We start from the raw sequence: 21,928 nt of genomic DNA, 5'->3' as shown, positions 1-21,928 counted from the left end.
CCATAACCAGACAAAAAGCAAGGGCGCTTCCCGCTTGGGGAAGCGCCCTTGCTTTTTGTTTTGCTGCGCAAAAGGAAATTACTCCTGCGCCTCGTTGAAGGCCTTGAAGGCCTTGTAAGCCATGTAGATATCCACCTTGGAGGCCAGCTCGAAGGGAGAGTGCATGCTCAGCACCGGCACACCCACATCCAGGGTGTCGATGTCGTGAGCCGCCACATACTTGGCAACGGTGCCGCCGCCGCCCTGGTCGACCTTGCCCATCTCACCCAGCTGCCATACCACGCCGGCATCGTCGAAGATGCGGGTGAAGTAGCTCACCAGCTCGGCGCTGGCATCGTTCGCGCCGCCCTTGCCGCGGGAACCGGTGTACTTGGCCAGGGCCACGCCCTTGCCTGCATATGTACTGTTCTGGGGCTCGAAGGCGCTGGAGAAGGTGGGATCGTAAGCCGCGGTCACGTCGGCAGACAGGCACTTGGAGGCCTTGAAGCAGGTGACGCTGTCCACACCATGGGCAGCGCACAGCTGCTGCATGAAGTGGAACACATACATGCTGGCCAGGCCGGTGGGGCCGTCAGAGCCGATCTCTTCCTTGTCGGTCAGCACACAGACGGTGGTGAAGGCGGGGTTCTTGGTCTCGATCTCCGCTACCAGAGCCGGATAAGCGTCGATGCGGTCATCCTGACCGTAAGCGCCCACCAGACCGCGGTCAAAGCCCACGTCGCAGGCCTTCTGAGCGGGCACAGCCTCGATCTCGGCCCGGTTGAAGTCCCGCTCGGTGATGCCGTACATGTCGTTCAGCAGCTTCATGGTGAGCAGCTTGACCCGGTCCTTCACTTCCTCGTCCTCGTAGGGCAGAGAGCCAACCACGATGTTCAGCTCCTCGCCGGTGATGCCCTCGCTCAGCTTGCGGACATTCTGGTCCGCGCCCAGATGGGGCAGCAGGTCGGTGATGCAGAAGACGGGATCGCCGGGCTTCTCACCGATGTTGATCTCCACCTTCTCGCCGTTCTTCTTGAACACAACGCCATGCAGGGCCAGAGGCAGGGTGGGCCACTGATACTTGCGGATGCCGCCGTAGTAGTGGGTCTGCAGCAGGGCCAGGTCGGCGCTCTGGTACAGGGGGTTGGGCTTCAGGTCCAGACGGGGCGCATCCACATGGGCGATGTTCAGGTGCATGCCCTCGGCCATGCTCTTGGTACCGATGGTGGCAGCCAGGATGCTCTTGGCACGGTTCACGGTGTAGATCTTGTCGCCGGGCTGGTAGGCCACGCCGGGCTCAAAGGGCTTGTAGCCCGCTTCCACCAGCATCTTCTCCGCATAGGTGGTGCACTCGCGCTCGGTTTTGCCCTCGTCCAGGAAGGTCTTGTAGCCCTCGCAGAAGGCGTTTGCCTTCTCAAAGGCATCGGCAGCGCTGTCCGCCGCCAGAGGTGCTTCGTAGAACAGCTCGTCGGCCAGCTGCTGGCCCTTGGTCTTTTCTTTGCTCATTGGTTATCCCTCGATTTCCACGCTGGAATACAGCGTTTGATATTTTTGGAACGCATGTGTGATCTTGTACACATACAGTTTCATCTGTTCATAGGGGAAGGTGTGCAGGATTTCTCCGTCGGCCGAATAAGCCTCCTTCTCCAGCAGTCCATCCACGGTTCCCCAACCGCTGTGATAGGCGGCAGCCGCGGTGGCCAGGTCGTTTTCGTAGCGGCTCAGGCAGGCGGCAAAATAATAGGAGCCAAAGCGGATGTTGGTCTCCGGGTCATACAGATCCTCGAATTCCAGCTCTTCTTTTGGGGCGATTTTGCTTTTGATCCACCAGAAAGTCTCCTCGGTGATCTGCATCAGGCCACGAGCGCCCACGTTGGACTCCGCCTTGGGGGCAAAGCCACTTTCGGTGCGGATCACGCTGTAGATCACCAGCGGGTCCACCTGATTTTCACGGGCATACTGCTCCACCAGCTCCTGATATTTTTGGGGGTAGCGCGCCAGATCCAGCTTATGCAGCCCGGCGCGAATCAGCGGCAGCGCCAGCAAAACCGCTGCCACAAGGCCCAGCATCAGTACAAGCAGAGCCTTGCCGTATCGTTTCAACAATCACATCCCGCCTTTCAGGTGTTCCAGCACCCGGTCCGCCTGCTCCAGCAGGCTGGCCAGCGTGCCGTCGTTTCGGATCTCCCAGGCGCAGGCGGCCCGCAGGGTCTCCTCGCTCAGCTGGGCATCCAGCCGGCGGCGGGCAGACTCTTCCGAAATACCGTCCCGGGCACAAATGCGCCTGACGGATTCCTCCAGCGGTGCGCTCACCAGGATGATCCCGTCGCAATAAGGCTCAAAGGGTGCGCCCACAATGACCGCACCGTCCACAAAGAATACCTCCTGCCCCGCCTGCCGGGCCTCTTCGCCCTCCTGCAGCAGACGGCGGACGATCTCCGGGTGGGTGATGCTCACCAGACGCTGGGAGCCATCCGGCCGGGCAAAGGCCCGGTCTGCCAGCAGGCGGCGCTGAATGCCGCCCGATTCGTCCAGGATGTCCGCGCCAAACTGCTCCACCAGCAACGGGATACAGGCAGAGCCCGGTTCCAGCACCTGCCGGGCCACCAGGTCCGCATCCGCTACCCGGTAGCCCAGGGCCCGGTAATGGGCCGAAACGGTGGATTTGCCACAGCCGGACCGGCCGGTGATGCCGATGGTCCTCATGATTCCACCACCCGGAAGGCGGCGGCGCGCAGCAGCCGGTTATACACCGCCAGCGATACGCCGGTATCCGCCGGGCAGCGGGCAAACACCTGCTTTGCGCCCAGCTCATCCAGCCGGCGCAGAGCAGTGAACAGGGCGTGGGCCTGCTCGGCCCCGCTGTCCTGTGCGCCGTATTCCACACAGGGCACCGGCAGCTGCCCTGCCTCGCCGGTAAAGCACAGGCAGAGGGTATGCTCGGTCTTATGCTGCTCCACATAGGCGGCAAAAGCGGCCAAATCTCCCTTGACGATGGTCACCTCCGCCTTGGGGGCATAGTGCTTATACTTCATTCCGGGGGAACGGGCGGTCTCCCCTTCCTTCAGTTTTGCCAGAATCGCGCCGGACAAAACAACCTCTTCGCCCAGCACCTGCTCCATCTGTTCCTTGGTGATGTAGCCGGGGCGCAGCAGCACGGGGGTATCCCCCGCCAGGGTGATAACGGTGGATTCCACACCCACCTGGCAGTCGCCGCCGTCCAGAATCAGAGGCAGACGGCCGTCCATATCGCTCATTACATAATGGGCGCAGGTGGGGCTGGGGCTGCCGGAAAGGTTCGCCGAGGGCGCCGCCAGAGGCAGTCCACTTGCCGCGATGACCGCCCGGGCCACCGGATGGCTGGGCATGCGGATGGCTACCGTGTCCAGACCGGCACAAACCTCGTCCGCCACCTTGTCGCCCCGGGGCATGATGATGGTGAGCGGGCCGGGCCAGAAGGCCTCCGCCAGCTTTCTGGCTCCCTCCGGCACCCGGCTTACCAGACCGTCCAGCATCTCCATGCGATCGATGTGAACGATGAGGGGGTTATCCTGGGGGCGGCCCTTGGCCTCAAAGATTTTCTTGACGGCGTTGCCGTCAAAGGCGCTGGCAGCAATGCCGTACACCGTTTCGGTGGGGATCGCCACGATCTCGCCCTGTTTCAGAAGCTCCGCCGCTTTGGCGATGGAGGCTTCGTTTGCTTTTTCCAATAAGGTTTCCATGGAACTCATTCCTTTTCTGCCGCTTTCAGCTTTTCCGCCTGATCGACGGTGATCAGCGCATCCAAAACCTCGTCCAGTGCGCCGTCCATGATGCTGTCCAGCTTGTACAGGGTCAGCCCGATGCGGTGATCGGTGAGCCGCCCCTGGGGGAAGTTATAGGTGCGGATGCGCTCGGAGCGGTCGCCGGTACCAACCTGGCTGCGGCGATCCGCATCGATGGCATCCTTCTGGGCCTGCTGCTTTTGCTGCAGCAGGCGGCTGCGCAGTACCTTCAGGGCTTTGTCCTTGTTTTTGTACTGGCTGCGCTCGTCCTGGCATTCCACCACCATGCCGGTGGGCAGGTGGGTCACCCGGATGGCGCTGGAGGTCTTGTTGATGTGCTGACCGCCCGCGCCGGAGGAACGGAAGGTATCGATCTTCAGATCGTTCATGTCCAGCTCCAGATCCACCTCCTCCGCTTCGGGCATAACTGCCACGGTGACGGTGGAGGTATGGATGCGGCCCTGGGTCTCGGTTTCCGGTACCCGCTGCACCCGGTGCACGCCGCTCTCGAATTTCAGGCGGCTGTATGCGCCCTCGCCCTGCAGCGAGAACACGATCTCCTTGATGCCGCCCAGCTCGGTCTCGTTCAGGCTCAGCACCTCGTAGGTCCAGCCCCTGGAGGCGGCATACATACTGTACATCCGGAACAGGCTGTGGGCAAACAGGGCCGCTTCCTCGCCGCCCGCGCCGCCGCGGATCTCCACGATCACGTTTTTTCCGTCGTTTTCGTCCTTCGGCAGCAAAAGCAGCTTGAGTTTTTGCTCCAGAGGCTCCAGCTTTTCCTTGTTTTCGGTCAGCTGCTGCTGTACCATTTCCTTAAAGTCCGGCTCCAGGCCACCTTCGTCCAGCAGCTCCTTCGCCTCGCGGCAGGCTTCCTCGGCCTGTTCGTATTCGTCCATCGCCTCGATCAGGGGCGTGAGATTTTTGTATTCCCGCATCAGGTCCCGGAACAGCTTGTTGTCGCTGACGGTGGCGGGGTCCTGCAGACGGCGGTTCACCTCGTCGTAGCGAAGGCGCACATCGCGCAGTTTATCCAGCATGGGCAGTTTCTCCTTTTTTGTAAAAATGCAAAGAAACGCCCGCCGCTACTCCTCGCCGCGCAGGATCTTTTTGATGTTCTTTTCGATCTTGGCCCGGGGCACCATGACCTCGCGGCCGCAGCCGGTGCAGCGGATCTTGAAATCCATACCCACCCGCAGCACATCGAAGCAGCTTGCTCCGCAGGGATGGGGCTTTTTGGTGAGGATCTGATCCCCAACGCGAACGTCCATAGGCGGCCTCCTTTTGTGTTTTTGCGGCACACAGCCGTTAACTAATACATTATACCCTATCTTGCGGAATTTGCAAATATCCCGCCCAAGGGGTGCATATATTTTTTTAAGCGGCCACGGCCGCAATCTGAAACCAGTAGAAATGAGGATGAGGATTCATGGTGGAATATAAACCGGAGGGGCTTTGCCGCCCCGCATGCGAACTTAGCCCCTCTCAACTGGCCCAGGCGCAGGCTCAGGGTGAGGTGCTGCAGGCTACGGCTCTTGCCTTCGACCGTCAGCAGCGGCTTCGGCTGAATTTGAACGGCCAGCCCGCCTATATGGAGCATGACGACTGTGCCGACGGCATTGACTCCGGCCAGGTGCGGGAGATCGCGGTGCTCACCCGGGTGGGGCGGCCCACCTGTTTCGTGATTTTGGAAGCACCCGGGGCGGACGGAGCCTGGCGGCTTTCCCGCCGGATGGCCCAGCGCCGCTGCCGGGAGGAATATCTGGATCGGCTGCAGCCCGGGGACATCTTGCCCTGCCGGGTGACCCACATCGAGCCCTTCGGGGCCTTCTGTGATGTGGGCTGCGGCATCAGCGCGCTCTTGCCCATCGACTGTCTTTCGGTCTCCCGCATCCAGAGCCCGGCGGACCGGGTGCAGCTGGAGGAGGACCTGTTCTGCGTGATCAAAAGCCGGGATGACCAGGGCCGGCTGGTGCTGAGCCTGCGGGAGCTGCTGGGCACCTGGGAGGAAAACGCGGGCCGGTTTGCCGTGGGCGAAACGGTGGTGGGCATTGTGCGGAGCATCGAGGACTACGGCGTATTCATTGAAATCGCCCCCAATCTGGCGGGCCTTGCCGAGCGCACCGACGGGCTGCGGCTGGGTCAGCCGGTGAGCGTTTACATCAAGAGCATCCTGCCGGACAAGATGAAACTGAAGCTGGTGATCGTGAACCGGGAGCTGAGCGAGCCTCTGCGCTTTGCCCTGCCCTACACCCGGACCAGCGGGCACATTGATCGCTGGGTCTATTCCACCCCCTTCAGCCGCAAGCACATTGAGACGGAATTTAAATCTGAGGTGATGGCGGCCGCCGGGCCTTGCGCAGGTGAACAAATCCTTTTATAATAGTAACAGTACACCTAAGAAAAGGAAGTGTTTGCTGTGGCCGGAAATGCATTTACCTTTGGCGTAAAGCCGGGCGGCCTGACCGACCGCTCCCAGGTGAGCATCCTTTTGTGCTACCTGATTCGCACCGCCGCGCCCCTGTGCCGGCAGGATATAGAAAACGCGCTGCTGGGCGAGCAGCTGGTGAATTATTTCGAGCTGGCCGGAAGTCTGGCCGACCTGGAGGATCAGGGGCTTGTGACCGTGAATGAGAACGGCGGCTATCATATCACCCCTAAGGGGATCTCGGTGACCGATGAGCTGGGCTTTGACCTGTTGCCCCGCAGCGTGCGGGAAACCGCCATTCGCGCGGTAATCCGGGCGCAGCAATGGGTGCGCAAGGCCGCCCAGCATCAGACCCAGGTGACCAAAACCGACCAGGGCTATGTGGTGCACTGCTCCATCAACGAACTGGGCAGCGAGGTGTTTGGTCTTTCCTTCACCCTGCCGGACCCGCTGACCGCTGAAATGGTAAAAAACGCCTTCATCGAGAAGGGCAGCGAGATCTATGCCCTGCTTCTGGAAACCATGACCACCGATTCCACCCGGCAGGAGGAGCCGGACAGTGCCGCCAAGGGCTGATTTTCTCCTCTTCCCTTTTAAACGAACACAAACAAAACCGCCGCCGTGCAAGGTGAATGCACAGCGGCGGTTTTTCTTTTTTATCCGTCAATCAATCAGGGCTGCTTGCCTTCCACGATGCCCTCGTGGTGCAGCACGCTGCGGATGGTGCCGAAGAAGATCTTCACATCCAACCCGAAGCTCAGGTGCTGAACATAGTAGCCGTCCAGCTCCGCCTTTTTGGGAATGGGCAGCTCGTCGCGGCCGTGGATCTGGGCATAGCCGGTCAGGCCGGGCACGCAGTCGTTGGCACCGTACTTGTCCCGCTCGGCAATCAGGTCGTCCTGATTCCAGAGAGCAGGGCGCGGGCCCACAATGCTCATCTCGCCCTTGAAGATGTTGAACAGCTGGGGCAGCTCGTCCAGGCTGGTCTTACGCAGGAAATGGCCGATGGGCGTGATAAAGGCATCCGGGTTTTCCAACAGATGCGTGGGCATATCCTTGGGGGTATCGGTGCGCATGCTGCGGAACTTATAAATCTGGAAGTAGGTCTTGCCCTTGCCCACCCGCTTCTGGCAGAAAAGTACCGGCCCCGGGGACGAAAACTTGACGCACAGGGCCAGAATCGCCAGCAGGGGCGACAGCACAACAATGGCACAGAGCGAAAGCACCCAGTCAATCACACGCTTGATCACATTGCGATACATGAAACATTCCTCCTAGCTGGTCTCGCCTCATCAGGCGGGTTCCTGCCCACAGTTGGTCTTGTGGTGGAAGGTGGGCACCATGTCGATGAGCGCCTGCACCAGATTGTCGCTGTTGTTGGTGTAGGCGATCTGCTTCAGGGTCATCAGGTGATCGAAGAAGGTCTGGTTGTTCAGCTTGAGGGGCGCGCCGATGTAGATCTTCCGGTTTTCGGTTTTGCGCAGGCCCTCCTCGTCCATCAGCAGCTCCTCAAACAGCTTTTCGCCGGGGCGCAGGCCGGTGAAGACGATCTGAATGTCCTTGTAGGGAATGAAGCCGGAAAGCTTGATCAGGTTCTCGGCCAGATCCAGAATGCGCATGGGCTTACCCATATCCAGCACGAAGATCTCGCCGCCGGTGGCCATGGAACCGGCCTCCAGCACCAGGCTCACCGCCTCGGAGATGGTCATGAAATAGCGCACAATATCCGGGTGGGTCACGGTGACCGGGCCGCCGCAGGCGATCTGATCCTTGAACAGAGGGATCACCGAACCATTGGACCCCAGCACGTTGCCGAAGCGCACCGCCGCAAACCGGGTCTTGCTTCGCTGGGCCATGGCCTGCACGATCATCTCGCACACGCGCTTGGTGGCGCCCATCACGTTGGTGGGGTTCACCGCCTTGTCGGTGGAGATCAGCACGAACCGCTCGGCCCCGTACCGGTCCGCCGAGCTGGCCACGTTGAAGGTGCCGAACACATTGTTCTTCACCGCCTCTTCCGGGCTGTCCTCCATCAGAGGAACATGCTTATGAGCAGCGGCATGGAACACGATCTCGGGGCGATAGTGCTCGAACAGTGCATCCATCTTTTTGGAATCACGCACCGAGGCGATCTGCACCTGCAGATCCAGCTTATCGCCGTATTTGCGGCGCAGCTCCTGCTGGATGGCATAGGCGCTGTTTTCGTAGATATCCACCAGGAGCAGCTCCTTGGGCTCACAGGATGCGATCTGGCGGCACAGCTCGGAACCAATGGAACCGCCGCCGCCGGTGACCATGACCCGCTTGCCCCGCAGAAATTCCGCGATCCGCACCGACAGCTGCACCTCTTCCCGGCCCAGCAGGTCTTCCACTTTTACATCGCGGATACGGGAGGCAAGGTCCTTGCCGTCGGTGATCATCTTCACAATGTCCGGCAGGATCTTGATGTTGCACTTGGTCTTGTTGCAGATGGACAGCACCCGGCGTTTGTTTTCCTCATCCATGGTGGGGATAGCCAGCAGAATGCTCTCGATCTCACATTGCTCCACGATCTCGGGGATGTCCTCGGTGGTACCCATGATCTGGATGCCCATGATGTAGCGGCCCTGCTTTTCCGGCGCGTCGTCCACACAGCAGATGATGTTCATGTCCGGGCTGGGCTTTTTGAACTGCTCATGCAGAAGGGTGCTGGCCGCGTCGCCTGCGCCGATGAGCAGGGTGCGGCGTGCCTTATGGGCGCCCTTTTTGCCCAGCTTCACATTCCGGTACATCCGGTACACCAGGCGGGAATACATGGTCACACCCGCCGAGAACATGGCACTGAGGAAATAAACGGAGACGGGCACCTGACTTCCCGTTCCCTGGAAGATGAGCAGTGAGCTGGCCACAAACAGGAAAATCGCAATGGCCGAGCCGGTACACAGCCGGAAGAATTCCACCACCTCGGCGTAACGCCACAGGCTGTCGTACATGCCCATCAGGCCGTAGACGATCTCGAAGCAGCAGACGAACAAAAAGCAGCTGGCCACCAGCAGGCTGGAATACTGCGCGTAGGGCGCGCGGCCGCTGATCAACACCCAGGGGGCCAGATAGCAGACCGTGAGAGCGCAGATGTCGAACAGCATCAGAATCTGCTTGCGGAATCTGCTCAGGATCGCACCGATCTTCATTGACAAATTCTATCACCAAACTTTGTTTTTGTTTTCAGCCGGACCCCGGGCGCGACAAATAGTGCCCTGCCGGCAATCCACAGGACACCATGCCCCATTGTTCCGAATAGCTCCACGACCCTGATAAGACAAAATGCCTGTCATCCGGCACGACACCGCCCCGACCGGGCGGCAAAAAGGCGCAGTGCTACCCCTTGTTTTTCTTGTAATTTTACACTATTTTCACCAAAGAATCAATGTTTTCGCAGCTGATTTGCCTCATTGGGATTAGTTTGCACCGTTTTTACACAAAAAAGCCGCCGTATTTTGCCGATACGGCGGCTTTTTCCCGAAAACCATTTTTGTCACAAAATAATACAGATCAGTCCGGTGCAGCCCTCGTTGATCACCCGTTCCAGAGTTTCCTGCAGACGGGCACGGGCCTCCTGGGGCATGTGCAGCAGCTTGTTCTGCAGCCCCTCGTTCACCAGCTCATGCAGGCTTTTGCCGAAGATGTTGGACTGCCAGATCTTCAACGGGTCCTGCTCAAAGTCGTGCAGCAGGCTGACCACCAGTTCCTCCGACTGCTTTTCCGAGCCGACGATGGGCGAAATCTCGGTGTTGATGGTGGCCTTAAGCAGATGGATGGAGGGCGCGCTGGCCCGCAGCCGTACCCCATAGCGGCCGCCCTGGTGCACGATTTCCGGCTCCTCCAGCCGAAGCTCGCTGATGGTGGGCATCACGATGCCATAGCCGGTGGCCTCCACCTGTTCCAGCGCGCTGCGAATCTTCTCGTACTCCCGCTTGGCCCGGGCAAGACCGATGATGCAGGGCATCAGACTGGCCTCGTCGCAGATCTCCAGCCCGGTGGTCTCGCCCAGCACCTGATAGAAGATCTCCGGCCGCAGCTCCAGCTCCAGCACCACCCGGCCGGTGGCCAGCTCCAGCGAGCGGATGCGGGAGGTCTTCAGCGCCTCGCACTGCACCGGGTCCTCCCGGCAGGCCACATCCTTCATCTGAGCCACCGAGTCCGCGTATTCCCGGGCCGCCGCGTAGACCTGCTGCTGCAGCCAGTGGTCCGGCTCCAGCATGGTGATCCACTTGGGCATGGCGAAGGCGATCTCCTTCACCTCGAACTCATAGAGCACGCTCTGCAGAATCTTACCGATAGCCGCCCGGTCCAGGTCCAGGCAGCTGACCGGGATAACAGTATGGCCATACTCCTGCTCCATCTGCTGGGCCAGCTGGTACACATCCGGCTTATGAGGGTCCACACAGTTGAGCAGAATCACAAAGGGCTTGTTGATCTCGTCCAGCTCGGCGATGACCTGAGCCTCCGCCGCTTGGTATTTTTCCCGGGGAATGTCGCTGATGGAGCCGTCGGTGGTGATGACCAGCCCGATGGTGGAATGCTCCCGGATCACCTTGCGGGTGCCGGTCTGGGCAGCCTGGTCGAAGGGAATCTCCTCCTCGAACCAGGGGCTCTTCACCATGCGGGGCTTTTCGTCCTCCTCATGGCCCATGGCCCCCTCCACCATGTAGCCCACACAGTCGATGAGCCGGGTCTTGAAGCTGCCGCCCCCCTCCAGCTCGATGGTGACGGCAGTCTCCGGGATGAACTTGGGCTCGGTGGTCATAATGGTGCGCCCTGCGGCGGACTGGGGCAGTTCGTCCCGCGCCCGGTTTTTCACCGCCGGGCTGGTAAGCTGGGGCAGCACCAGCTCCTCCATGAATTTTTTGATGAAGGTGCTCTTGCCGGTGCGCACCGGGCCCACCACACCGATGTAAATATCGCCGCCGGTACGGGCTGCGATGTCCTTGTAAACGCCCTGGGTTTCCATTGGATTCCTCCCCTCCTTTCACATGCTGGCCGGCACCAGCAGCCGGGCCGCCTGGGTGATGCGGGTGTCCTCCAGCTGGTTGCTTTTCAGCATGGCCGCCGGTGACACATGGTACCGCTTGGCGATCTCAAACACATCCTCGCCGGGGGCTGCGTAATAGATGCGCAGCGCGATGTCCGGCTCCGGCTGCTCCAGTGCCTCGCCGCACTCCACCTGCTCCAGCGCCGTCTGCCAGCTGCGCTTGAACACCAGACCGTCCAGCCGGATGCGGGCGCTCAGGGTCATTTCGGCCCCATTCTTGCGCACATCGATGTCGGTGACGGTAGGCCAGCACTCGCAGCGGTACTCCTCCGGACTGCCCGGCCAGGGTGGGCTGAGCGTGTATTCAAAGCTCTTGTCGTAGCAGTCGATCTCGCCCAGCGAGTTCATACAGAACACATGGGCGCTGGCCCGGCCGCTCAGCTGTACCCCCTGCCCCACAGCACTCAGCTCCGGCAGGCCGGGCAGCACAAAGCAGTGGATGATCTGGGCTTCCTCATCCGGCAGCGCGCCGCCGGTCTGGGCTTCGCACTCCTGGCTGAGGGTCTGGAACAGCTGCTCGGTGAGGATACGCTGGCTGCTCACCTGAGTCTCGTACTGCGTAGAGAAGGCATCGCTGACCAGATAGCACTCATTTTTACGCCACACCCGCAGATGCAGCGCTGCGGTGGCGGTGATGGTATGCCCGTTCTCCTGGGCCGCAGCCATCACGGTGCAGCCGGTGAGCTCGGCGGATGCAAAGCACTCGCTGTCCTCCGGTACACCCTCCAGGTCCAGAATCTGATTGAAGGGTACCCGCTGCTGGGTCTGCTCCATCTGATAGCCGGGCCCAGTGCGGTACAAAAGACTCACCTGGATGGCACCTTTGACCACTGCCTTGCCGGAAATCAGCTTCACGTCCTCCACCTGGCCCACTCCGGCCACATCCAGAATGGCCTGGGGCGGCTGGGCAAACTGCAGCTGTTCCTCCGCGGTAATCATCTTGTCCAGACTGGCCAGACACTTGACGCCCTCCACCGATTCCATCCGCTGCTCGATGCCGCAGTCCGCCAGAGCGGTGATCACCTCCTGATCGGTGCGGCAGGCCACCCGGGCGCTGAGGGCATAGGCCCCCCGCAGGTCCACCCGACGCTGGTTCACCGCACGGCAGTTCAGATATTCCAGCTGACCGCCCACCTGAACGCTGTAGCCGGAGTAATCCCCCTCCGGCAGGTCCATCGCCCGGGTGAAGGGCAGTTTCTGTTCGGTCTGACACAGGCTCTGGTCCTCCTCGGCCTGGTAATACACCACACACCGCAGGTAGCCGTCCACGGTAAGGCGGCCGGCCGTGATCTGTTTTTGCAGCGGCACCAGGTAGACGAAGCATTTTATGATCTTGAACACCTGCGGCAGATAATCCGGAATAAGGATCTCCGCCTCCACCGGAAGCTCTGCCTTGGTTTCGCACAGGCTCCCCATGGCGGACAGCGAGTCCCTGAATACCTTCAATTCCATTTTTTCGCCCCTTTCGCGCGTTTCTAGTCCCATGTATATGCGCGCGGTGGGCAAGCCATACCCCTTTTTGCAGACAAAAGGCCCGCCGCCTGGTTTTTTCCAGGCAGCGGGCCCTCTCATCGGGTTGGATTCAGTTTTCCTTTTTGATTTTAAACAGCGCCCGCAGCACTCCTGCCAGGCATTTGGGGCTTTTGACCACGATCACTTGCATTGCCTCTTCCCTCCCTTGTGGCTGATGGTTTTGCTCCAGTATATCCATCCGCCCTGGAATTTGTGCATCAGTAGTCCAGTTGGTGGTCCTTTTTGGTGCGGATCACCAGCAAAGTGCCCTCTCGTACTGTGATGGTGGCGCCGCCGGGCATAGTCTCATTGCTTACCCCCAGCGGAAAATCCACCGTGGTGAGGGTGGCATCCTCCAGCGTGTACTTAGCCCCCCGCTCGCACACTCCCTCGGCCCTGCCCTCCAGCGGCAGCACCGAGAAGTATTCCTCCGGCTCGTAGGGCAGCTCCAGGCTTTTGCCGGGCATCAGGTAGCAGAGCAGGCTGTCCTCATCGGCCAGCATCACCTGTATGCCCTGCTTTTCCAGCCATAGGCCGGTGCCGATGTTGGCCAGTGTATGCTCCAGCCGGTGTCCGCCCAGCGCCCCCAGCATGAGCACCTGGGAAAACCCCTTTTCCGCCGCCAGCTTGGCAGCATAGTGGGTGTCCGTATCGTCCTTGACCCGGGGCAGCACCACGGCACCGGTCCCCTCCGGCGGAGGTGCGCTGTCGAAATCCCCCAGGATCACATCCGGCTCCCGTTCCAGTATCTGCCGGGTGCTCCGGTAGCCCCCGTCGCAGGCGATCAGCCAGTCGCCGGGCCGCAGCAGTTTCTTCATGGAGGGTGCAAGCGGTGCGGCCGAGACGATCACGCATCGTGTTTGCTGCATACGATTCTCCTTTCCGCGCCTCCCTTTGGGGCGGCAGAGCTTACGCCTGATTGTACCACACTGCCGCCCGGGATGCAAACCGGCCTTTGCATTTTGCCAAACGCAGTGGTATAATAAAGCCAAACAGAAAACTGCCATGAGTCTGGCACAATAGAAATAATTCGTTACGGCGTAGTCTATTCATCCGATGGACTGGGCCGTTTTCTTATTTTTAAGAAGGAGTGTTTCTATTATGCCGAAGACAAAACTGGAAGAACTGGTGTATGGTCTGCTGATGACCCTGTTCATGGTACTGGCCATGGAGCTGTACAACACCGGCCTGCGTATGGGCGGGCTGACCAACGCGGGTATTCTGGCCGCATTGCCGGAGACGCTGATCATCTTTCCCATCTGCTTTGTGATGGGCTTCTGCTTTGTGGACCGGTTCGCTCCGCGCATTGCCTTCCGGCTGGTGGACCCGGCAGTGGACCGGCCTGTTTTTGTGATTTTGGCCCGTGCCAGCATCACGGTGGCTTTCATGTGTCCCATTATGAGCTTCTGGGCCACCGTGATTTTCAAGCGACCGGGATGGGAATTTGTGCCCTGCTGGCTGCAGACCGTTGCCTGCAACTTCCCCATGGCGTTTTTCTGGCAGATCTTTTTCTGCGGACCGCTGGTAAGGTTTTTATTTCGTTTGCTGTTCCGCCGGAGCAATCCTTCTTCTGCGGAATAACTTCCGCCTGCTGCCTTTCTTTTCAACAAAACGCCCCGCGCCTGTCAAAAACGGCAGACGCGGGGCGTTTTTTATTTGATTGCTTTCCCGAAAGCCGTCAGCGCAGTTCCCAGTCCTTGATGTCCTTCACTTCGTCGTACATGGCGGCGTAGCTGTCGTACCGGCTCTGGCTGATCTTGCCCTCCTTCAGGGCCTCCAGCACCGCGCAGCCCTTTTCGGCCCGGTGGGCGCAGCCGGTGAACTTGCACTCATGCACGTAGGGTGCAAATTCCGGGAAGGCGTACTGCAGGTTCTCCTTGGGAATGTAGCAGGCCTTGCCGGTGTCCAGGCTGGCAAAGCCCGGGGTGTCGGCCACATAGCCGCCAAAGGCCTCGAAAATCTCCACCTCACGGGTGGTGTGGCGACCGCGGCCCAGCTTCTGGCTGATGGAGCCGGTCTGCTGGGCAAGGTCGGGCAGAAGGGCGTTGAGCAGGGTGCTCTTGCCCACGCCGGAGTTGCCGCAGAAGGCACAGAGCTTGCCCTGGATCATGGCCTTGATCTCCTCCAGTCCGCCGCCGGTGGCGTGGTCTACGATCACCACCGGCAAAGTGGACAGCGCATAGGCTTCCATCAGCTTTTCGGTGCTGGCCAGATCGCCCTTGGTGAACACCAGCACCGGCTGGACCTCCTTGTCCACCGCGATGGCGGTGAGCTTATCCAGCACCAGGGTGCTGGGCACCGGCTGGGTGGTGCTGGCCACGATAAACAGCACATCCAGATTGGCAATGGGCGGCCGTACGAATACGTTGCGGCGAGGAGCGATCTCAGCAATCACATTGCCGCCGTTCTCCACCTCCACCGTGACCCGATCGCCCGCCACCGGGGTAATGCCCCGCTTGCGGAAGATACCCTTTGCCTTGCATTCCAGCAGCTCATCGCCGCACTGCACATAGTAGAAACCGCCGATCCCTTTTTTGATATATCCTTCCGGCATAGTGAATTCCTTTCCCCGTTTGCTTGGTTCGTGCCATTGGAAAGAGCCGGGCCGCAGATTTACGGCCCGGCCCTCATGTTATGTTACATTCGTTTCCGGCAGGATCAATCGTCTCCGTGCTCCTGCTGGTGCCCCTGATTGGCACTGTTGCCATTGTTGCCCTGATCCGGAGTTACCACCACCGGCGGCATGGTCGCGGCCGGAGTGGGCGCAGGCGTAGGTTCCGGGGTAGGCTCGGGCGTGGGTTCCGGGGTCGGTTCCGGCGTGGGCTCCGGTCCCAGAGACACGGTGTAGCCCACCGTGGTGTTGATGCGCACCAACGCGCCCGACTCGTAGGTCTGGGCAATCACGCGGCCGGCCTCGTACTCGCTGCTGTAGGCTTCGGTGCGGGTACCGGTGCGAAGGTTGCTGGCGGTCAGCGCCTTCTGTGCGTCCGCCTCGGTCAGGCCGATCAGCTGGGGCACCGAGCGCTCCAGATCCACCTTCTTCTGGCTCACATACATGGTCACGGTGGAGCCGCTGGCCACCTGCTCGCCGTTGGCAGGATCGGTGCGGATCACGCTGCCCTCGGGCACGGTATCATCCGCCTCATTGATCCGGCGGACCTGCAGGCCCTCGTTCTTCAGAGCCTCCTCCGCTTCGGCGGCGGTCCAGCCGTTCACCGAGGGGATGTTCACATACAGAGTACCAATGCTCACCTTCAGGGTGACCTTCTGGCCCTCCTTCACGGTACGGGGACCGCGGGGCGACTGGCTGATGATGATGCCCTCTTCGGTCTCGCTGCTGTTCACCATCTCAGCGGTCAGACTGAGCTTGTCATTATACTGGGCTTTTACTTCCTCCCAGTTCATGCCGGTGAAATCGGGCAGTTCCACGTCCTCCTTGCTGCTGAACAGGGGATTGGTGGAGTTCGCGAAGATCATAAAGCACAGAATGGCGGAGCCCAAAGCGAAGGCCGTGGCCATGCCCGCCAGCACCGGCAGCAGACCGATGCTTTTTTTCTTCTTTTTCCGGCTCTGGGTACCCGTGGGGCGGCTCTGAGCACTGCGGGAAGCCTGCTGGCTGCCGGTGCGTGTGGAACGCTGACCGGTGCGCCGCGGCTCGTTCTGACCGGAGCCGGGTCTGCTTTGTTTAACCACCTTGTCAATATACCTCGACGGCGAATCCTCAGTTAAATACTCATACTCAAACCGGATGCTGGGGTTGCGCTTGAATTCCTCAATGTCCTCCAGCATAGCGCGGGCGCTGGGATATCGCCGGTTCGGGTCCTTCGCCATGGCCCGGGCGGTAATATCCTGCAGTGCCTGGGGCACATCCGGTGCAATCTGTCCCAGAGGGACAGCCTTGTCTGAAATCTGCTTGATGGCCACCGAGACCGCGTCGTCCGATTCAAAAGGCAGCTTGCCGGACAGCATCTCGTACAGCATGATGCCTACGGAATAGATGTCTGCCTTGGCGTCGGTCACGTCGCCCTTGGCCTGCTCGGGGCTGATGTAATGCACCGAACCGATGGCCTTGTTGCTCACCATCTGGCTCTCGGCGCGGGAGAAGCGGGCGATGCCGAAGTCCATGATCTTGACCTTGCCATCGGCCAGCAGCATGATGTTCTGGGGCTTGATGTCCCGATGGACCACGCCTTTCCGGTGGGCATGATCCAGGGCATCCAGAATCTGCTCGGTGAAATGCACCACCTCTTTCCAGGTGAGAGGCTCGCCCCGCCGGGTCATGTACTCCTTCAGGGTGATGCCGTCGATGTATTCCATCACGATGTACTGGAGCTTGTCGGTGACCGACACATCGAACACCTTCACGATGCCCGGGTGGTCCAGAATGGAGATGGCCTTGGATTCATTCTTGAACCGGTAGACCAGCTCCGGATTCTCCAGAAATTCCTCCCGCAGGACCTTCACCGCGATCACACGCTGGTTTTTCAGGTCCACACCTTTATAAACGTTGGCCATACCGCCCACGCCCACCAGTTCCTCCAGCAGGTAGCGGCCGTCCAGCTTTTTGCCTATCAGTTGATCCATCTCAGTCCTCCGTTTGCTCTACCTCGATCAGCAGGGCGGTGATGTTGTCCTGCCCGCCTGCCTGGAGCGCCTGCTCCACCAGCCGCCGCGGCACCGTGAAAAACGGATTGTGCTGGATGATAGCCAGCAGCTGACCATCCGGCACCACGCCGGAAAGCCCGTCGCTGCACATGAGGATCACGTCGCCGGGCTGCGCAGACATGCTGGAATAATCCGCCTGCACACCGGGCTCCACCCCAAGCGCCTTGGTGATGAGGTTTTTGTGAGGGTAGTTCTCGGCCTCCTCGGTGGTCAGCCGCCCTGCCTCCACCAGCTCCTGTACCATGGAATGGTCCCGGGTGAGCTGGCTGATCTGCCCGTCCCGGCACAGGTAGGCGCGGGAATCGCCCACGTGGGCCACGTGCAGAGTGTCGTGCCGCACCAGGCAGCACACAGCGGTGGTGCCCATCCCCTTATTTTCCGGGTGGGCCTGGGCCTCGTTGTAAATGGCCCGGTTGGCCTGAGTGACGCAATGCATCAGGAAGGCACGCTCCTGACCCTTGGGCAGGTTTTTTAAACCGCTTGCAAAGCAGGACTCCATGGTATCGGTGGCGATCTGTGCCGCCAGCTGACCCGATGCCGCGCCGCCCATGCCGTCGCACACAACGGCCCAGACGGTGTCGTCCGGCAGGCGGGCGGCCCGGTAATTGTCCTGATTTTCATTGCGGCAGCTGCCGATATCGGTTTTGCCGGCCAGTTTCATGGCTGTTCCTCCTTTGCTGCCTCCCGCCGCAGCTGGCCGCAGGCGGCGCTGATATCGCTGCCCAGGCGGCGGCGCACGGTGGCGTTCACCCCTAAATCGGTGAGCATGTTCTGGAATCGCTTCACGTTCTCCGCGTCGGTGGCGGAGTAGGGGCTGCCGTCCACCGGGTTGATGGGGATCAGGTTCACATGGGCCCCCATGCCCCGGATGAGCTTCGCCAGCTCCTTGGCGGTGGCAGGGCTGTCGTTCACGCCCCGTACCATGGAATATTCAAAGCTGATGCGTCGGCCGGTGACCTTCTGGTAGCGGCGGCAGGCGGCGATGAGCTCCTCCACCGGGTATGCGTCGTTCACCGGCATCATCTGGCTGCGCATGGCATTGTTGGGCGCGTGCAGCGAGATGGACAGGGTGAGCTGCAGCTTCTTTTCCGCCAGCTTGTCGATCTGGGGCACAATGCCGCAGGTGGACAGGCTGATGTTCCGCATGCCGATGTTCACGCCCTCGGGGCTGGAAATGATGGTGAGAAAATCCATCACATTGTCGAAGTTGTCCAGTGGTTCGCCGATGCCCATGAGCACGATGTGGGAGATGCGCTCGCCGATGTCCTTCTGGGCGGCGTAGATCTCCGCCGCGATCTCTCCGGCCTCCAGGTTGCGCACCCGGCCCGCCTGAGTGGAGGCGCAGAACCGGCAGCCCATGCGGCAGCCCACCTGGGTGGACACACACACGGTATTACCATAATTATAGCGCATTACCACCGTCTCGATGCAGTTGCCGTCCGCCAGGCGGAAAAGATATTTCACGGTTCCGTCCTTGGACTGCTGCCGCCGCTGGATGACGGGAGCCGCAATGTAGTACTCCTCTTCCAGCTTTGCCAGCAGCGCCTTGGGCTGGTCGGTCATGGCCGAAAATTCGGTGACCAGCTTCTGGTGCAGCCAGTGAAAAATCTGTTTTGCCCGGAAGGCGGGCTGGCCCATGGCCTTCAGCCGCTCGGCCAGCTGCTCAAGGGTGTAGGATGAGATACAGGTTTTCTGCATGGTTCACAACTTCTCCATAATGGCAATGAAAAATCCGTCCGGCCCGGCCTTGCCCGGCAACAGGGTCAGCATGCCGTCCTCCACTCGTGCTCCTTCGGGCACGAAGGGGGGCTGGACGAGCCGGAAAGCGGCGTTTTGCTCCAAAAAGGCCCGCACGATGTTCTGGTTCTCCCACGGGTCGATGGTGCAGGTGGAATACACGATGCGGCCGCCCTCTTTCACATAACGAGCGGCGGTGGCCAGAATCTTCGCCTGCAGCTCGTGCAGCTGCTCCACCCCGTCCATGGTTTTGTAGCGGATGTCCGGCTTTTTGGCGATGATGCCAAGGCCGGAGCAGGGCACGTCACACAGCACACGGTCCGCCCCGGCAAACTCTTCCCGGTAGACCGACGCGTCGTTGTGCAGCACCGTTACATTGGCAAGGCCCGCGCGGGCGGCGGCCTTTTCGATCAGCGGCAGGCGGCTTTCCACCGCATCGCAGCTGATGAGGGTGCCGGTGTTCTCCATGTCCTCGCCGATGGTCAGGGTCTTGCCGCCCGGCGCGGCGCACAGATCCAGCACCTTTTCCCCGGGCTTTGCCTGCAGGCTATAAGCCGCCAGCTGGGAGGCCTGGCCCTGCACATGGTAAAGCCCCTGCCGGAAGGACTCGGTGGCCGCTGGGCTGCCGGTAAACTTGGCCAGCAGGGTGTTCTCCAGCCAGCCGGGTTCCACCTCCACGCCCTCTGCTTCCAGCAGCTCGGTCAGCTGGGCGGGTGTGGTTTTCAGCGGGTTACACCGCAGGGCCACCCGGGGTGCTTCAAAGAATGCCTGCAGAATCTGCTCGCATTCTTCGGGATAATTTTTTTGAATCAATTTTACCACCGGCAGGCCCACGGAATACCGGATGCTCAGCCGCTCGGCCTCGGTTTTGAAGGAGGCCGAAGCCGGGTCCTGGGTCACGGCCTTGCGCAGCACCGCGTTCACAAGCCCGGCGGCGCTGGATTTTTTCAGCGCGCGGCACAGGCTCACCGACTCGTTCACCGCCACCGCGCGGGGCACCTGCATGTAGCGGGCCTGATACAGACCGCTGCGCAGGATGGCCCGCACCTGGGGGTCCAGCTTGGCCAGCGGGCGGCTCAGACAGCGGGCCAGCGCCCAGTCCAGAGTGAGCAGCCGCTCGGTGACGCCGTAAAACAGGGCGCTCACGAAGGCCCGGTCCCGGCCGGTCAGGTCCTGATGCTCCAGGACTGCGTTCAATACCAGATTGGCAAAGCCGCTCTCCTCCTGGCGGACCAGTGCCTGAACCGCGATGCGGCGGGCTTTATCCATAAACGTGTTCCTCCAATGGTGAAATTACAGCCGGTCGCCCGCTTTCAGGCGTCGACCCGCCGCCCAGGCGGAGCCCGCCATGGGCTTGGAGCCCTCCGGCACCACCTCGTCCAGCTCCAGCGCACCCTCGGCGCAGGCGATGGTGAGGGGTTTGATGCTCAGTACAGTGCCGGGCGCCCCGCTTCCGGCGGCCACATGGCTTTTGCGTAGCTTGATCTTTTTGCCTTCCTGCTCAAAGTAGGCCACCGGCCAGGGGTTCATGCCCCGCACCAGGTCGTGCAGCTTCTGGGCAGGCTGGTCAAAGGCAAAGCGGGCCATCTCCTTGGTCAGGGGCGGGGCCAGCGTGGCCTTGCTGTGGTCCTGGGGGGTGCGCACGGCAGTGCCCTCGGCGATGGAGGCAATGGTCTCCACCAGGGTTTTAGCACCCTGGGCGGTGATGCGCTCGAACAGCTCGCCGCTGGTCTCCTCGGGGCCGATGGTCACCGGGGCGACGTTCAGAATGTCGCCGGTGTCCAGGCCCTCGTCCAGATACATGATGGAGACGCCGGTCTCCTTGTCGCCGTTGATCACCGACCACTGCACCGGCGCAGCGCCACGATACTTGGGCAGCAGCGAAACGTGCAGGTTGATGCAGCCCTTGGGCGGCACGCACAGCACCTCCGGCGGCAGGATGCGGCCATAGGCCACCACCACGATCAGCTCGGGGGCCAGGTCCCGGATCTGCTGCTGCACCTCCTCGGTGCGCAGGGTCTTGGGCTGGTAGACCGGCAGATCATGCTCCAGCGCCAGCTGTTTGACCGGCGGAGCGGTGAGGATCTGCTTGCGGCCCACCGGCTTATCCTCGCGGGTGAACACGCCGCACACCTCATGCCCTGCTTCCAGAACGGCAGCCAGGCTGGCAGCGGCAATGTCCGGCGTGCCCATAAACAGAATGCGCATTATTCCTCGTCCTCTTCGATCTCGTCCGGGTAATCGTCCTCATAGAAATGGTCGGCCAGGTCCATGATGGTGATGCCGTCCAGATGGTTGGTCTCGTGGCAGAAGCAGCGGGCCAGCATCTCCTCGGCCTCCATCTCGAAGGTCTCGCCGTGGCGGTCCTGGGCGCGGAGCTTCACCTTGCGGGGGCGGCTGATGGCGCCGTTGTGGCCCGGGAAGGACAGGCAGCCCTCGTACAGGGTCACCTCATCCTCGGACTCCTCCAGGATCTCCGGGTTGATGCACTCGATGAACTTGGGCTCGTAGCCCTCGGGCATGGTGCCATCCTCCGGCAGGTCGCGCTCGTCCAGCGCGATGAACAGGCGGCGCATCACGCCCACCTGGGGGCCGGCCAGGCCCAGACCGCCTGCGTCGATCAGGGTTTCTTTCATATCGTCCAGCAGAGTTGCCAGACGGTCGTCAAAATTAGTCACCGGGCGGCAGACTTTTTTCAGAATGGGATCGCCGTCCTGCACGATGGTACGCAGAGCCATAGAAGTTTATCCTCCTTAAAATGAGCCGGCGGGA

At 61.0% G+C, this 21,928-nt stretch carries 21 protein-coding genes; 3 read left to right on the top strand and 18 right to left on the bottom strand.

Features of this window, described 5'->3' with window-relative positions; genetic code table 11:
• Nucleotides 1–78: 78 nt before the first annotated feature.
• Genes B5F28_RS11840 through B5F28_RS11815 form a run of 6 tightly spaced genes read right to left on the bottom strand, consistent with a single transcriptional unit; the run spans nucleotide 79 to nucleotide 5,014 of the window.
• Nucleotides 79–1,485, bottom strand: coding sequence for an aminopeptidase (locus tag B5F28_RS11840; protein ID WP_087296090.1), 1,407 nt, complete (start codon nucleotides 1,483–1,485; stop codon nucleotides 79–81).
• A 3-nt stretch (nucleotides 1,486–1,488) separates the two neighbouring features.
• On the bottom strand, nucleotides 1,489–2,085 hold the full coding sequence (locus B5F28_RS11835; RefSeq protein WP_247643480.1) for a lytic transglycosylase domain-containing protein: 597 nt from the start codon (nucleotides 2,083–2,085) through the stop codon (nucleotides 1,489–1,491).
• On the bottom strand, nucleotides 2,086–2,685 hold the full coding sequence (coaE, locus tag B5F28_RS11830) for a dephospho-CoA kinase (RefSeq protein WP_087296089.1): 600 nt from the start codon (nucleotides 2,683–2,685) through the stop codon (nucleotides 2,086–2,088).
• Nucleotides 2,682–3,701, bottom strand: a complete 1,020-nt coding sequence (locus tag B5F28_RS11825) for an L-threonylcarbamoyladenylate synthase (RefSeq protein ID WP_087296088.1) — start codon at nucleotides 3,699–3,701, stop codon at nucleotides 2,682–2,684. Before B5F28_RS11825 ends, coaE begins: the two co-directional genes overlap by 4 nt.
• Nucleotides 3,702–3,706: 5 nt before the next feature.
• Complete coding sequence (prfA, locus tag B5F28_RS11820) at nucleotides 3,707–4,783, bottom strand: peptide chain release factor 1 (RefSeq protein WP_087296087.1); 1,077 nt, start codon at nucleotides 4,781–4,783, stop codon at nucleotides 3,707–3,709.
• 45 nt (nucleotides 4,784–4,828) lie between these two features.
• Nucleotides 4,829–5,014, bottom strand: a complete 186-nt coding sequence (locus tag B5F28_RS11815) for a DUF951 domain-containing protein (protein WP_058965125.1) — start codon at nucleotides 5,012–5,014, stop codon at nucleotides 4,829–4,831.
• A gap of 158 nt (nucleotides 5,015–5,172) precedes the next feature.
• Between B5F28_RS11815 and B5F28_RS11810 the strand changes: the two genes are divergently transcribed.
• Nucleotides 5,173–6,126, top strand: a complete 954-nt coding sequence (locus tag B5F28_RS11810) for a S1 RNA-binding domain-containing protein (protein WP_087296086.1) — start codon at nucleotides 5,173–5,175, stop codon at nucleotides 6,124–6,126.
• A 36-nt stretch (nucleotides 6,127–6,162) separates the two neighbouring features.
• Nucleotides 6,163–6,747 (top strand): DUF4364 family protein, encoded by a 585-nt coding sequence (locus tag B5F28_RS11805; protein ID WP_087296085.1) that lies wholly within the window; start codon nucleotides 6,163–6,165, stop codon nucleotides 6,745–6,747.
• A 95-nt stretch (nucleotides 6,748–6,842) separates the two neighbouring features.
• Here B5F28_RS11805 and B5F28_RS11800 read toward each other — a convergent pair whose 3' ends face one another.
• The 5 genes from B5F28_RS11800 to B5F28_RS11780 form a co-directional block, all read right to left on the bottom strand.
• Nucleotides 6,843–7,433 (bottom strand): sugar transferase, encoded by a 591-nt coding sequence (locus B5F28_RS11800; protein WP_087296084.1) that lies wholly within the window; start codon nucleotides 7,431–7,433, stop codon nucleotides 6,843–6,845.
• A 30-nt stretch (nucleotides 7,434–7,463) separates the two neighbouring features.
• On the bottom strand, nucleotides 7,464–9,341 hold the full coding sequence (locus B5F28_RS11795; RefSeq protein ID WP_087296083.1) for a polysaccharide biosynthesis protein: 1,878 nt from the start codon (nucleotides 9,339–9,341) through the stop codon (nucleotides 7,464–7,466).
• Nucleotides 9,342–9,685: 344 nt separating this feature from the next.
• Nucleotides 9,686–11,161 (bottom strand): stage IV sporulation protein A, encoded by a 1,476-nt coding sequence (spoIVA, locus tag B5F28_RS11790; RefSeq protein WP_087296082.1) that lies wholly within the window; start codon nucleotides 11,159–11,161, stop codon nucleotides 9,686–9,688.
• 18 nt (nucleotides 11,162–11,179) lie between these two features.
• Nucleotides 11,180–12,694 carry a DUF3794 and LysM peptidoglycan-binding domain-containing protein gene (locus tag B5F28_RS11785; protein WP_158097595.1) on the bottom strand — a complete coding sequence of 505 codons (1,515 nt, stop codon included), beginning with the start codon at nucleotides 12,692–12,694 and terminating at the stop codon, nucleotides 11,180–11,182.
• 278 nt (nucleotides 12,695–12,972) lie between these two features.
• Entirely contained in the window at nucleotides 12,973–13,623 is a 651-nt protein-coding gene (locus tag B5F28_RS11780; RefSeq protein WP_087296080.1) for a thiamine diphosphokinase, read from the bottom strand.
• 232 nt (nucleotides 13,624–13,855) lie between these two features.
• Between B5F28_RS11780 and B5F28_RS11775 the strand changes: the two genes are divergently transcribed.
• Nucleotides 13,856–14,335, top strand: coding sequence for a DUF2798 domain-containing protein (locus B5F28_RS11775; protein ID WP_087296079.1), 480 nt, complete (start codon nucleotides 13,856–13,858; stop codon nucleotides 14,333–14,335).
• A 97-nt stretch (nucleotides 14,336–14,432) separates the two neighbouring features.
• Here B5F28_RS11775 and rsgA read toward each other — a convergent pair whose 3' ends face one another.
• From rsgA to def, 7 genes are all read right to left on the bottom strand, one after another.
• Nucleotides 14,433–15,308: a ribosome small subunit-dependent GTPase A gene (rsgA, locus tag B5F28_RS11770; RefSeq protein WP_087296078.1), complete on the bottom strand. Its 876-nt coding sequence runs from the start codon at nucleotides 15,306–15,308 to the stop codon at nucleotides 14,433–14,435.
• 104 nt (nucleotides 15,309–15,412) lie between these two features.
• Nucleotides 15,413–17,338 carry a Stk1 family PASTA domain-containing Ser/Thr kinase gene (gene pknB, locus B5F28_RS11765; RefSeq protein ID WP_087296077.1) on the bottom strand — a complete coding sequence of 642 codons (1,926 nt, stop codon included), beginning with the start codon at nucleotides 17,336–17,338 and terminating at the stop codon, nucleotides 15,413–15,415.
• Between the two features lies 1 nt (nucleotide 17,339).
• A complete protein-coding gene (locus B5F28_RS11760) occupies nucleotides 17,340–18,080 on the bottom strand; it encodes a Stp1/IreP family PP2C-type Ser/Thr phosphatase (RefSeq protein ID WP_087296076.1) in 741 nt (246 codons plus the stop codon).
• On the bottom strand, nucleotides 18,077–19,117 hold the full coding sequence (gene rlmN / locus B5F28_RS11755; protein ID WP_087184301.1) for a dual-specificity RNA methyltransferase RlmN: 1,041 nt from the start codon (nucleotides 19,115–19,117) through the stop codon (nucleotides 18,077–18,079). Before rlmN ends, B5F28_RS11760 begins: the two co-directional genes overlap by 4 nt.
• 3 nt (nucleotides 19,118–19,120) lie before the next feature.
• A complete protein-coding gene (gene rsmB / locus B5F28_RS11750) occupies nucleotides 19,121–20,425 on the bottom strand; it encodes a 16S rRNA (cytosine(967)-C(5))-methyltransferase RsmB (protein ID WP_087296075.1) in 1,305 nt (434 codons plus the stop codon).
• A gap of 24 nt (nucleotides 20,426–20,449) precedes the next feature.
• Complete coding sequence (gene fmt / locus B5F28_RS11745; protein WP_087296074.1) at nucleotides 20,450–21,364, bottom strand: methionyl-tRNA formyltransferase; 915 nt, start codon at nucleotides 21,362–21,364, stop codon at nucleotides 20,450–20,452.
• Entirely contained in the window at nucleotides 21,364–21,894 is a 531-nt protein-coding gene (gene def, locus B5F28_RS11740) for a peptide deformylase (RefSeq protein WP_087296073.1), read from the bottom strand. The genes fmt and def overlap by 1 nt, the downstream gene beginning before the upstream one ends.
• Nucleotides 21,895–21,928 lie beyond the last annotated feature (34 nt).

This window comes from Gemmiger sp. An194 (assembly GCF_002160145.1).
GTDB lineage: Bacteria > Bacillota > Clostridia > Oscillospirales > Ruminococcaceae > Allofournierella.
Note: the sequence above shows the minus strand (reverse complement) of the source record. Positions and strands in the feature narration are given on the sequence as shown.